Origin of the sequence: Rhizobium favelukesii, from assembly GCF_000577275.2 — a bacterium.
Classification (GTDB): Bacteria; Pseudomonadota; Alphaproteobacteria; order Rhizobiales; family Rhizobiaceae; genus Rhizobium; species Rhizobium favelukesii.
Genome location: NZ_HG916855.1, coordinates 1,036,229 through 1,048,721 on the forward strand (window position 1 = coordinate 1,036,229; position 12,493 = coordinate 1,048,721).

General features: G+C 57.0%; 13 protein-coding genes and 1 pseudogene. 5 read left to right on the plus strand and 9 right to left on the minus strand.

What is annotated here, in order from left to right; all coding sequences use genetic code 11:
• Positions 1 to 217: 217 nt before the first annotated feature.
• Positions 218 to 1,006, plus strand: a complete 789-nt coding sequence (locus LPU83_RS68460; protein WP_024316301.1) for a hypothetical protein — start codon at positions 218 to 220, stop codon at positions 1,004 to 1,006.
• Here LPU83_RS68460 and LPU83_RS74915 read toward each other — a convergent pair.
• The 3 genes from LPU83_RS74915 to LPU83_RS68470 form a co-directional block, all read right to left on the minus strand.
• On the minus strand, positions 913 to 1,128 hold the full coding sequence (locus tag LPU83_RS74915) for an acyltransferase (RefSeq protein WP_225040132.1): 216 nt from the start codon (positions 1,126 to 1,128) through the stop codon (positions 913 to 915). The two genes, LPU83_RS68460 and LPU83_RS74915, sit on opposite strands and share 94 nt — an antisense overlap.
• Positions 1,129 to 1,155: 27 nt before the next feature.
• Positions 1,156 to 1,338 (minus strand): hypothetical protein, encoded by a 183-nt coding sequence (locus tag LPU83_RS74920; RefSeq protein WP_024316300.1) that lies wholly within the window; start codon positions 1,336 to 1,338, stop codon positions 1,156 to 1,158.
• A gap of 141 nt (positions 1,339 to 1,479) precedes the next feature.
• Positions 1,480 to 2,178, minus strand: coding sequence for a glycosyl transferase (locus LPU83_RS68470; protein ID WP_024316299.1), 699 nt, complete (start codon positions 2,176 to 2,178; stop codon positions 1,480 to 1,482).
• 610 nt (positions 2,179 to 2,788) lie between these two features.
• Between LPU83_RS68470 and LPU83_RS68475 the strand changes: the two genes are divergently transcribed.
• The 3 genes and pseudogenes from LPU83_RS68475 to LPU83_RS68485 form a co-directional block, all read left to right on the plus strand.
• Entirely contained in the window at positions 2,789 to 3,265 is a 477-nt protein-coding gene (locus LPU83_RS68475) for an Hsp20 family protein (protein WP_024316297.1), read from the plus strand.
• 54 nt (positions 3,266 to 3,319) lie between these two features.
• On the plus strand, positions 3,320 to 3,571 hold the full coding sequence (locus tag LPU83_RS68480; RefSeq protein WP_024316296.1) for a hypothetical protein: 252 nt from the start codon (positions 3,320 to 3,322) through the stop codon (positions 3,569 to 3,571).
• Between the two features lie 536 nt (positions 3,572 to 4,107).
• A pseudogene (locus tag LPU83_RS68485) lies at positions 4,108 to 4,314 on the plus strand (Na+/H+ antiporter); the annotation flags it as partial.
• A gap of 320 nt (positions 4,315 to 4,634) precedes the next feature.
• Here LPU83_RS68485 and LPU83_RS68490 read toward each other — a convergent pair.
• Positions 4,635 to 4,862, minus strand: a complete 228-nt coding sequence (locus LPU83_RS68490) for a DUF6894 family protein (RefSeq protein ID WP_024316294.1) — start codon at positions 4,860 to 4,862, stop codon at positions 4,635 to 4,637.
• Between the two features lie 468 nt (positions 4,863 to 5,330).
• Between LPU83_RS68490 and LPU83_RS68495 the strand changes: the two genes are divergently transcribed.
• Complete coding sequence (locus LPU83_RS68495; RefSeq protein WP_024316293.1) at positions 5,331 to 8,216, plus strand: DEAD/DEAH box helicase; 2,886 nt, start codon at positions 5,331 to 5,333, stop codon at positions 8,214 to 8,216.
• 238 nt (positions 8,217 to 8,454) lie between these two features.
• Here the strand turns inward: LPU83_RS68495 and LPU83_RS68500 are convergent, their stop codons facing one another.
• From LPU83_RS68500 to LPU83_RS68520, 5 genes are all read right to left on the minus strand, one after another.
• Entirely contained in the window at positions 8,455 to 8,616 is a 162-nt protein-coding gene (locus LPU83_RS68500; protein WP_157997398.1) for a hypothetical protein, read from the minus strand.
• A 368-nt stretch (positions 8,617 to 8,984) separates the two neighbouring features.
• On the minus strand, positions 8,985 to 9,722 hold the full coding sequence (locus tag LPU83_RS68505; RefSeq protein WP_024316291.1) for a hypothetical protein: 738 nt from the start codon (positions 9,720 to 9,722) through the stop codon (positions 8,985 to 8,987).
• Positions 9,723 to 9,827: 105 nt separating this feature from the next.
• Positions 9,828 to 10,010: a hypothetical protein gene (locus tag LPU83_RS68510; RefSeq protein WP_029710178.1), complete on the minus strand. Its 183-nt coding sequence runs from the start codon at positions 10,008 to 10,010 to the stop codon at positions 9,828 to 9,830.
• Between the two features lie 81 nt (positions 10,011 to 10,091).
• On the minus strand, positions 10,092 to 10,355 hold the full coding sequence (locus tag LPU83_RS68515) for a DUF982 domain-containing protein (protein WP_024316290.1): 264 nt from the start codon (positions 10,353 to 10,355) through the stop codon (positions 10,092 to 10,094).
• 98 nt (positions 10,356 to 10,453) lie between these two features.
• Entirely contained in the window at positions 10,454 to 10,717 is a 264-nt protein-coding gene (locus LPU83_RS68520; RefSeq protein ID WP_024316289.1) for a DUF982 domain-containing protein, read from the minus strand.
• Positions 10,718 to 12,493 lie beyond the last annotated feature (1,776 nt).

The following is a 12,493-nucleotide window of genomic DNA, read 5'->3' on the forward strand; positions in this document are numbered from 1 at the left end:
CAGGGCGTGCAACCGGCAATATCAAAGGGTTATTCGGATCGGCTCGTGCACTAGGAGAGCGGTATGTTGCGACCCGGATTGCTTCTTGCAATTATGGCGATGACTTACATGGTCATCATAATAATTAGCTCGTAAGCGTGGCCCTATGTATTTGCATGAATAGCCGAACTTAAAATGAAGAGTACGAGTGTAATCCACAAGCTCTGGGTGGGGGAACATGTCATACTTGGAAGAGCTGGTACGCGGTAAGCGCTATTTAAACCGCTGGTTAAGGTATCGGCTGGCAGCGCCCAGAGTTCCCGATTTAAAGCGGCTTCTTCTCGGAAGAAACGTCGTTGTCGTGGGTTCCGCGCCCTTTTCCACGAAGGTTCACGGCTGGGACGATTCATTTCGCGTATTGACGATAAACGCCTCGCAGGTGGCTGCTGAGGCTTGGTTGACTCAGCCGCCCGACGTGACATTGATGCAGTTCAATCAAATTGAAGGACCCAATCCGGCCGCCGTCGAGGTTCGCAGAGTGCTCCAGCATGCGAAAACCGGTCTACTTTGCGTCCTCAATTGGCGACACGAGCTCGACCGGCTCCTGAGAGGGCTTGACGCATTCGACTACCGTTACGACGAATTGATGCTGATCAGCCGTCATGAGCGCATGGCGCTGATGCATCGGATGACAGGACGGTTGAATCTGGAGTTGGAAGGAGAGGGCAAGTGGTCGAATGGCATCGTCGGGGCAGCTCTGGCAATCAACAGCGGGGCGGCAAATGTCATCCTCACCGGGATCGATCCACTCTCGAAAGGTCACAAGTACAATTCGCTGAATCTTTCTCGCATGCACAGGGAAACCGATCTGCAAGCGTTACAGATATTCAGCGAGCAGAGATTGCCGGTCTTTACGGCGGACCCGCACGTCGCTCAGTCCACGAACCTGGCGCTTTGGCCTGTCAAGGGTTCGTTGGGATTCAACGGCCACGCAGCCCTGACCAGTCGAGCCGGTGCGCCGACGTAGATGCCACCTGGAACCGTCGTTCCCTTGATCACGCTATTGGCTCCAATTACGCAGCCACGGCTAATGTGAGCCCCCGCCAAAATTTTCGCGCCGGCCCCGATCCAAACGTCGTCCTCGATCACGACCTGTGCTTTGCGTAACGGCTGGTCTTATGGGTGCGGCTGGATCATCGAAACCATGCTCGAAGGACACAATTGCGGTTTGCGCTGCGATCCGTCATTGCCGATGCGGATGCCTCCGTCGCCGAGCAGTACCGCAAAGCCGTTAAGCGAAACATTGTTTCCGATCTCGACGCGTCCGCTCAGGGCGTCAATCACGACGCCGTAGCGCATCGATACGCGATCGCCGATTGCTATCGTTCCTTTCCGCCACCTGAAACGCGGCCAATATAGCATTTTGGGTCTAGCTCCGATCGTGAGGCTCCCGCCGGAGAAAACCGAGAAAAATTTGACGAGCGCGCCAAGGTTTACTGCTTACACCGGGGTGAAGTTGGGATCGATCGCGAGCGCTTTATCAAGCCACTGCTGCGCATAGTCGACATCCTGCCAATTGCTGAACCAAGGGCCTCCGTTGGTGTAGTGGACACCCTTCGGGTAGCCCGTGGACGGTTTTGAGCTCCAGCCCTCCAGCCAGTTCCACTCTTCCGGAATCTCTCCGATCTCGCGGTCATCGGCCCATTGAAGACGGTGAAGAAAGGCGCCGGTTTCCGCGTTGATGAGTTCTGGGGTCAATCTACGGCTGGAGGGATGGCCGCAATTGAAGAGCATGAATGACGACCAGTTCTTCCGCGGATAACTTGTCTGGATCTTTCCGTCCATTTTTACGCCTTCTTTTGGCGTGTAGTCATGATGGACGCATGCAACGGCGTGATTTTCATTGCGATACTGCAGCAAGTCAGCAACGTCCCCAAAGAACAGAAAATCGCAATCGCAAAACAGTGCCCAGCCGCTATAGTCGGCAAGCCATGGAGTGAAAAAGCGGGAATAGGTAAATTCTGTAGACGCGAGCGGATCGACAGGCCGCGTATAGACGCCGCGTTCAACAAGCTCCTGCAACTTGATTGGAAAGACATCGACATCGATCGACGCATGTTCGAGCAGCGATGCTTTCGCAACTTCGTAAGCGATGTCTTCGCGTGAATCCCACCCGATGTAGACCGAAAGTTCAGCCACAAACCTTCTCCCTTGAGCTTCGCCGCGCTGAAGGTGGACGACGAACGTTTACAAAGTCAAGGTCAAGTCTGATTGTCGCGCTTAGACGCAAGACGGCAAGCTGTGGTACGCGTCCGATAAGGGCTGCGCGGGTGCAGGATAATGCGGCTGTTTATGAATTGGAGGTGCGTAGTGAAAGACAGCTGGGATGCCCATGAGGTGAGGGTCGCGTGCTTTTCCTGCGTCGACATGCCGGGTGCTGCAATCACGTCGTCGGGGTGCGCGAATTTCGATGGGGCGAAGGATATGCAATGCCGAGATGGCCTCGATCGCGTCCTGGGACGTGGCCCAGATGTGCCGGACATCTGTCACATGCAGATCTCCTGAAAACCTCCGACAGGTGAAGAAAACTCCAGGCAGCGTGAGAAATTGTTTCAACGTTTTCAGCATTTAGCAGAGTTCCGATGATCCTCTCGGAGAGGTCGCAGAACTTTTTTTGAAGACGCTCTTGAATCTGAAAAAAACGCAAACCAAATCGATGTTTGCCGGCAGCCCAATAGGGGGCCGGAAAGCCGGGGACGCAGGTTTCCGACGCGTCTCCTTTCCATCTCGCTTTACGGAGGATTTGGTTATGAGAAACGAATTTGACTTCGCACCGCTGTATCGGTCCAGCATCGGCTTCGACCGTGTCTTCAATCTCCTCAACAACGCCCAGCGCCTGCAGGCCATCGACGCCTGGCCGCCCTACGATATCGTCAAGACGAGCGAGGACGCCTACCGCATCCAGATGGCAGTGGCCGGCTTTGCCGGCGCCGACCTCGACATCACGCAGGAGCGCAACGTCCTCATCGTGACGGGACAGAAGCCCGAGGAGAAAGACTGGGACTACCTGCACCGCGGCATTGCCGGGCGTGCGTTCGAACGACGCTTCGAGCTGGCCGACCATGTCAGGGTCGAGAACGCCTCGCTGACGAATGGCCTTCTGAGCATCGATCTGAAGCGCGAAATCCCGGAAGCAATGAAGCCGCGTAAGATCGCGATCGGCGACGGCAGTCAGCCCCAGACAACCCCGCTTCAGATCGACGCTGAAGCGCAACAGGTCGCCTAAACGACTGGATACGCCGCTCGACCACGGCGGCATCGCTCAATAGGGTACCTCAAAATGAAGACGATCGACGTTCAAGAGCTGGCTTTTTTCGATACTCAGGACCTCGCCGCCTGCCAGTGCGTCTTCGACGAACTGCTGAAGGAGATCGGGGTGGCCAAGGACTCGGAAGAAGCCGGACGCATCGCTGCCATCGTGATCGATCTCTATCAGCAGGGGGTGCGTGATCGCTTGCACCTCAAGGTCATGGTCGAGAACGCGCGAGGCCTGTTTGGACGCCACCACCCGATGGCGGCCCCACCAAGATAATGTCGCCGGTCGCCCGCGATAACCGGGCGGCCGTATCCTCGTGGCTTTCTCAAAGGGATGCTGCCATCGCAGGCGACGTGCGTTCAGGGCGAAGTTGGGCATGCGGTTGCGTGGGAAGCCTTTGCCTATAGTGGTGTGAAGTTCTTATCCGCGCGATCAGGTGGGCGTGTCGGTCGGAGCCCGCATCTTGGGCATTTGCTTCCGGCCGATGATGCGGTGCTGTCTCGAGCTTCCGGCAAGCACGAGACCACGCCCTATCTCCAGATTCCGGTATTGGCCACAGGCCCGCGGTTCAGCGCGACGCGAGAACTTGCAGGACACATAGGGGAAGCTCCAAGGCCGCACGAACCGCGAGAGGCAAACGCGCACGGCCGTCACCTTAAGGCAGACACGCTGCGCTCGCCGCTCGTTGGTGTCGCGCTGCCTCTCATATGCCCCGCGACACCTAGCCTTTGCTCCCGAACCGAGTTGCACTTTGACTGGGTACGTCCTTTGATAGAAACCTAGGTCGCAATAAAGGCCGTGGGGAAGCAAGCATGGATGGAACTCACTTGTTCGAGCTGGTGATCGCGATGTTTCTTGCAATCCTCGCGCTCCACTACGCCGCCCAAAAGTTGGGACTCCCACCGTCCGTCGCGTTGCTCGCACGTGGCGCGCTGCTTGCGTTTCTGCCGGGACTGCCGGCGATCACTGCCGATCCTGCGCTGGTTCTCGTCATCTTCTTGCCGCCGCTATTGCTGGACGACGGGAGCTCATCCGACTCCATCGAGCCGGGGAGATCGATGACGAGACATTGCAGGAACTGGAACGTGATCTCGATCTCGAGGAGCTAAGCGCGATTTCGGCCAAGTCGTAAGCCTTTCTTGCGCGTCCAAGATATGGGATAATTCTGTGCTGCGTCTTGTCGGAGAGACACTAGGTGAGCGCGCCACCTGCGCGCCCAAGCAGGGGCACTGGTTCCACTCGGCCGCAACGTCCCGTCGATCCCGTTGCAAGGCTCTGACTTCTCGACCGCGACAAAACGATAGAAGTCGACGTTCTGCTGAGCGTTTTCAAAGATTAATTACGCTATCGGAACGGTCGCCAGGAGTTTTCCGGTCTCGTCGGTAATCTCGAAAGCCTTTCCTGTCGAGCCGACGTTGCCTTTATGGCCTCGCCCCGTCTTCGCACAGATCAGGGCTTCGGTGATGGCATCGCCGACGTCGTTGAATAGGGCCCCTTCTCGATCCCGAACGAGTTCTTTCCCTTTTCGAACGTGGAAGAAGAAACGCTTGAGTTTCGGTCCATGCATTGCTGCCTCCGCACTGCCTGTACGGTCAATGCGGCTCAGTTCTGCAAGTTCCCGCGTGGAGGATTTACGATCCCGGATAACTGAACGGAAGAGCCCGAGATATTTGACGGCCTCAGCGAGCTGCTCATCGTCTACGCTTTGCAGCGTCGGTTGCCTCGAAGGCGAAGCTGCGAACGCGCTCGTGGTTGAATTTTACGGAGGATGAACCCCTCCCATCCCGTCAACTCAGCATCGCTAACGATTTAGTCAGGCCCTGCGAAGAGACTGCAGTTCGCAGAGTGCCTGTGTTTCGATTCGGAACAATCCACCGATCGAGAGGCAGCTTCCTGAGAAATTCTAAAAAGCGCGTTTTAAGAGGCCCTGTGCCGGAACGCGATGGGGGCCGTGCCTTTATGGAAAGCAATATCCTTTACTTCGGATGGGAGGGCTCACTTGCTCCTGTTTCCAAATCAATCGTGGTCCTGACGGATGCATGAGCAAGCGCTGCGCGTCCTGAAATACTGGGAGCACGTTGAGCGCTACAGCGCGCCGATCGCCGAAGATGAGGGCGAACGAAGTGTCGATATGACCGTATCCCATATCGTTGACAAGAACGTGCCATGGCCTTCGAAGGCAGACAGCGATCGGTCAGTTCGTCATTTTGTCCGCTATGGCATCACCAACCTCGATGCGTGCGACAAAATCCTGGTTCGCCGTTGGTCGCCACTGGCCAAAGATCCTGAAGACAGCCATGCCGAGGGAGATCGCTATACATTTGCGGGCGTTTTTGCAGTATCCGACCAGGGAAGCGCGGAAAAGGGCTCCCTTGTTGTCAGTCGGTTTCTCCATGAGTTGGCTGCAGCACTCGATACGACAGACATCAGTTTTTCCGAGTATGCGGATGCATTAGAGACGGAGTTCAAAGCGAGACTGAAAGCCCGTTCCAAGCCCTTGGCTATCGCCGCAGCGCTTGCCGACCGTGCCTTCTTGGTCCTGCAGCTGCCGGCCCATATCCGCGCAGCGATGACGTGTATTGTCGTTACCCGCTCCAAGCCGATCGTCCAGAACAAGCCGACGAGAAAAGTCAGGGATTCGAAAGTTTTCAGCAGCGTCTACCCAGATCTTCTTCGCGAGCTTAGATCCGATGTGGAAGACGGCGTGATCATAGGCGCAGCATGGGACCTTTTGACGATGCCGCCTGTTGCATCCGACTTCGACGCCGCCGAGGACGCTGTCGTCTTGGAGACCTTGCGGACCGAACGCTATCCATCTGCTCGCTGGCCGTCTGACTTTTCTCTTTCGCCACAGCAGCAAGTCGCAGTCAACGAGCTGTTTGCGCGCTTGGAAAATGGCGGGGTTTTCTCGATAAACGGGCCGCCCGGCACGGGTAAGACAACGTTGCTGATGGATGTTGTCGCCGAGATTATTGCGCGGCGTGCCGAAATCCTGCGACGCTATGACGATCCCCTGACTGCCTTTACGCCTGTGGGCGGGGGCGGTGCTCAGTTCATGATCGATCATGCTCTGCATGATTTCCTCATCGCCGTGGCGAGCTCCAACAACGGCGCTGTCGCAAACCTGACCCTCGAATTGCCCAAGCGCGAAAAGATCGGGAAGAGGTACGGTGACCGGCTGAGTTACCTTTCCGGACTTGCCCAGAACCTGATGGCGCAGCACCGCGTGATGTCCAGCGCCTGGGGTTCGATTTCAGTGCCGCTCGGCAATCGACAAAACAGAGATCGCTGTGCGGCATCGATAGCCGAGGCGCTTGAGGGTGCCGCTCTCTTTGAAAACTGCGATGTCGATGATTGGCAAGTCGCTCGAGACGAGTATGCCGCGGCAAGCGCCAAGGTCGAGGAGATCAAAGCCGCACACGTTCGGCTGAACGAGCTATTGCTTGCGGCAGACGGATTGCGTTCGATCCACAGCAGGGTCGGGACGGTGCCGGGAGCGACGGTTCCAACGCTGAGGTCGTCAACTCATGCCGGTGCTCTTGCTGTTTTCGAACGTCCTGATAGGACGCAGGCCTCCGATGCCGTGCTCGCACGAGCCACGGAGCAGATAGACGAGGTGGTCGAAGAACTCGGTATTGTCGTCACCCAAAGCGCGTTTGTGAATGCGGAGCCACATGCCAGGGCCGAGATGCTCGTTGGAACATCGGCTGCTCTGGAGCGCGCACGAGCCGAGCTCTTCATTGCAGCCATGAAGCTTCACCAGTCTTTCGTTTATCATGCATGGGAGCGCATCGGGCCGAACCTTGCAGCCTGGATCGAGCTCAATTCGGGCAAAGGCAGCGGACAGCTGGCCTCGATCGCTGGACATTTATGGGGCACCTTCAGCCTTCTCGTTCCCGTCGTTTCATCGACATTTTCTTCTTTTGCCAGCACCTTCGGACGTTTTGACCGAGGGGCCATACCGTGGCTCATCGTTGATGAGGCGGGGCAGGCATGCAGCCATCATGCGATCGATGCGGTGTCGCGAGCCAAGCGTGCGATTGTCGTTGGTGATCCGTTTCAGATCGAACCGATCTGCACGATTAGCACTGCGGTCGACAATGCCCTGGCGGCAAAGTTGGGCGTCCCGCCGGCGTTTCGGTGCAAGTCGACGTCGCTCCAAACCTTGGCTGACAGGATCAACCCGTTTGGAGCAAATCGAAACGGCAAATGGATCGGAGCTCCATTGAAGGTCCATCGACGGTGTGCAGAGCCGATGTTTTCGATCGCAAATGGGCTGGCCTACGACGAGTCCATGGTACTCGGTCATGAGACGACGGAGAGGGAAGCGCGGCTCGCCATCCGGCGGCCGATGTTCGGCCCGAGTGCTTGGATCAATGTCGCGGGTATCTCCGAGATGCCAAACGACTTCTACGTTCCAGAAGAGGGAACGTTGGCCCGGCAGATCGTTTCCTCTTACATCAAATTCCAGCTTTCAGAGCGCGGTGAGCCGACGCTGCCGGATCTCTTCCTCATCTCACCCTTCAGAAAGGTCGCCATAGGGCTCAAGCAGCGGCTCCTGGATGATGCGCCAGAGGTGTTTGGCGATCTTGCCCCGGCCTTGGTGGAGGAATGGATCGACAGATCGGTCGGCACCGTGCACTCGTTTCAAGGAAAGGAGGCTGAGACGGTGCTTCTTATTCTGGGCGCCAAGCGTCTCAGCAGCATCCAGTGGGCCTTGGAAACACCAAACATCATGAATGTCGCCGTCACGCGCGCGCGTCGGCGACTGTACATAATTGGAAACCGTGCCAATTGGCTTCAGGACCAACGGCGGGATCGATGGATGCTCGGCACGAACGATCGTTGGCTGATCGAGGCGGATGCGGCGAGGGCAATGTTCAGTTCGCAGCCGCGCAAACCTGTCCTTCGTGTCGTTTGAGTTGCCAAAGCAATTTTCGTTGACCGCAAGTGCGAAGGTTCCCGCTCGATCCCAATGGGAAAACGCCGGTGGTTTCGATGGTCGACGGTCCTATTCCTGCGCAGCGTTCCGGTATTTGGTTCCGCCGGATATCCTTTTTCGGCCGGCGGCAAGGACCATGCGTTTGCTGCGACACTCCTGTCGTTTGTGAGGAACACGGGTGGCAATCGCTGGTCATCACCTTTGATGGCAAACGGAGCTAGTCCCGATCTCCGCCGAGTGCCGCGATCTTTTCGTCGAGTTCGGCGATGCGCTTCTCATAGAGCGGACGCTTGGTATCGTCCGCGCCAAGGGTCGTCAGTTTCTGTCGTGCCAAGGTGCGATGGTCCTTCAGAAGCTTGACCTGAAATGCCGTGTTCATGCTCTTCCTTGAAAAATGCTCGTTCTTGATGCGCCGGCCGTCGCCTTTGGGGTGAAGACACCAATTGACCCCGAAATCCCGAAGATGGTCTCGACGGGACCGGATTTCCGCCAGGCAGGCTACGCCTCCTCTTCATAACCATTCGTTTCGAATTCGTCAGCCTCATTGTCTATCGTCGGAGCACAGTCGCTTGGGCGACCGCTAGCCGGATCCAGGGCTCTCCGGTCGTTTCGCCAATCGAGGCGTGCTCGAACATCGCATCGGCCTTCGGGTTTATCGAGAACCTCCCGTGCCGTCCGCGCGGTGCCACTATCCGCCTCTCGGCGAATTCGGACGCCGATTGATACGAGACGCCGGGCAGAGAAGGCTTAAGCGTGCCGTAAGCCCGCTTTTAGCGAACTGTCAGAATGAGGATCTGCAAAGTGGAAGAGCGCTGTCGCGCGTACCGACTCTGGATCGCACGGTTCGTTTGTGTGGATGCTTCGGTAACCCCAGAACAAATAAAGGCTGCCTGGAACCATGTGAACTCTGACGAGCGATGTATTTCGCGACCGCGCCCGCTTGCGAAGCATGAACTGCGTTATGCGATTGTCTAGCAAGAGTTTGTCGAGCAGGTTTCTGGCATAAAAAGCTCTCACTTTTCTCGTATTGGGAAACAGGAGAAAATCGCCTCGTTTGCCCGTGCCTGGTATCGTCACCGGAATGAGGGCCGTAATAAGATAAGAATCATAGTGAAATATCAGCGAGTTACGGGCTGCACCCTTGCCGGTAAGGCATCGCAGAATCTGGTAGAACTTCACTTGCGGCGGCGTATTGCCGAAGGCAAGCGTGTATAGCCGCGAGAAAATGCTCGTAAACTCGGCGGATGTTGCCAGTTCGTCCATTCCTGTGCCCGAGACGGCGTCGCTCCCACGGAAGACCACATACTCGTTTTGAGAACTCGCAACCGCCCGGGATACAAAAACCTGCATTCGCTTCAGGTCGTTTGCATTTATGTAGTTGGGAATGCAACAGAAACCCTTGGTATTGATTTCAGCAAACATCTGCTGGATTGCGCCGTCCGACAAGACTGGTAAGCGCGCGTCGATTGTAGCGTCATCAATCATGTTCGCTCCTGGCGTGAACAGAACAGCGCTCACGTCAGGCTATGACCAGTTTGTTACCAAGGCAAGACGGTTGTGAAAATTGTGGCGTAACAACGCTCGAACTAGTTACCTCTGATGACAAATATGTTTCGGCGGCTCGTCATTTTCGTCTGGATTGGGATTCGGAACCTCGTCCGGCAACACGTCCGGATCGGGCTCTTCGATCGGAGGCTGCGGAACCTCCGGTGGCAGACCGGGAAGCGGACCCGGCATCGGTGCCGGGTTCGGCTCCGTGGGTATGATCGTCATAAAGTTCTCCCTTTCGTCTAGCTCAAGGTGTTCGGGCCCGGATTGTTCCCGATTAAAATCGGAAGGAGCATCACCATGAGGTCAGCAAACAAGGGTGAAATGCGGTATGCGCACCTCGTTAGCCGCGCGGATCAAGGCTTCTCGCGCCGCAAGCGCAGGAATGGTCTCTTTGTAGGCGTCCAGGCAGGCGACAAGCGCGTTGATGTATTCTTCCCCATCGTCGGAGGGCCAATCCTTCACCAGGACTTCGGCGACGTCGGCGACCGTCCTGATCAACCTGTATCGTTCTGCGCCGTTCATAACGAGACGAACAGCAGGAAACTGATGCGATGCGTTCAAACTCATGACACTTCGTCCCCATTGCATTTGAATATTAGTGTTCATGCAATAACCGTTCCAGTTGTTGCTCGAGCAGCGCGAGGGACTACTTGCCGTAGAATGCTTCAGTGAACGACGGTAATGACCGAGATGCCTGCTTCCTCGGCGGCGCGGATGAGCGCCTCTCTGGCATCGCGCGCGGATATCTTTCCATGAAGCGCGTCCAGGCAAGCTCTGACAGCGACGACGTAGTCCTCGCCATCGTCAATTGGCCAGGCACGAATAAGGGCGTCGGCGGCGTCTCCGATCGATCTCACCAGCCTGTATTTTTCCGGGCCGCTCATCACGAGCATCAGAGGGACAAACTCTCCACTTGTGCCCCGAACCATTACACTCCGTCTCCACGCGTTAAATACATTCGTAACCCTGCAGAAATCGTGCCATGTCGGGGAAGCCGGGCCACGTACTGCGGCTGTCTCACGCTCGCGTGGCATGGGCACTGTGCCGGATATGGTCGACCTCGTGGCACTGCGACAATCCCGCGCTGTGACCGGGTTGGCGAGACGTGGTGGAGATCTGCAGTCACGCGGGGATGGACCAGCATAGCCGCGCTTCAATCGCGAACGTGTCATTTAAACCCAATCGACGCCGGCGCTACATCGTTCCATTCAAAGGAAGTGGAGCTGCGAGATGAATGAGTTCGTTGGATTTACCGAACCCGTCATCGACGTCATTTGGGCAATGCTTCGCTTTCTGAGATATGGCATCCGAAGCCCATAATGGAAGAGGGCGATAAAGTCGAAGGTGATCCAGATCGCCCGTTTGCCGAACAGGTTGTGGCCTGGAGAGATCTCCGATCAGCAAGTCCCACATGCCGGACGTCAAGCAGTATGGCGACCGCGGCGGAGATATTCTGCGCCCCCGGACGCGGTGAAAAGTCCGTTGCGGCCATTTGAAAGGATCGGAAATCTTCGAGAGGATTTCGGAGAACGAGAAAGCCCATGCACATGAGAGCCTTGCTTCATCCATTGACGCTTTGATGAGCAGGCCGGCAAGATTGACAGGTTGGGGACGACGGTCGCAATTAGCGGCGAAATTGCCCAGCTGTGCGATCAGCTCGAGGAGACCAAGGCAGATCGTGAGCAGTAATGACGAGGCTGTTTCGCCGGCGCGATGTGCACGGCTTGTCGGGCTTTCGCGCTTCGTTTGCGAGCTTTGGCTCGACGCTGTCAGGCGGCCGACAAGTGTTTCGAAAGCATCCGGATGAAGAATTTTCGGTTGAAACGTCATGGCCCCTCTACTGAGGATGTCGGCAGATAGCTCGTGATTATGTCGATCTGCAGTATGCGGATCGCTCCATGCGCCCCTTTGGGCGAAAGCTCTTCGATGGCGACGACCGCGGCGATTACGATTGCCATTTAAGCAAAAGAGGCCCTGCGCGGGGTGGCGTCACAGAGCCTCTTCACCAGGAGCGAATGCCGGATGGTGGCATCGATGAGTCAAACAACGCTGCATCAAGAAAGTTCCAGCGTAGACGCTTCGTCATCGCGTGTGCTGGGCGCTCGACAATCTCGAGCCGCTGCTTTTGATGGGCTTCGGCCAAACGGGAGGTTTCTTTCGCTATTGAAGGAATTGATGCGCCAGCCGTCGCTTCCGAACACATGGTCCATGCCAGCTTCGTTTCCGTCGGCCGCCTCTTGGGCCGTCAGTCTTCAGCCAGTTCCGGCCGAGCGGAACATCTCCATCCCGGGGAATTCTTGCAGCGGTTTGCCGTCGATGCCTGTCTCACCGGGCCCGTCTCGCGCCCATTTGTGGAGGCCGCAATAGACGTGGCGGCGGAGAACGAGCGCCTGAAGGTGCCGCTGGAGGAGCGATGACCATCAGAAGGCAGATGAGGCGAAGCAGAAGATCGCCGTAACCGAATCGGCGGAGCCCCTGAAGCTTCCGATTTCCCTTTCCTGTCAGCTGACATAGCAATTGCTGTGCCGACGCTCGGCGACGTCGCAGCTGTCGTCCCAACGCCTTCTTGCAGCGGCAGGTCATTGGCGGCGCGATCGAGACGGCACGTCTCGCCACTCAGGCCGCGATTGCAGGGCGACGACGAACAAGGATGCCGAGGCCGCCGCTGATGCAGCGGCCTGGCCGTAGACAGAGACAGGCAAGGC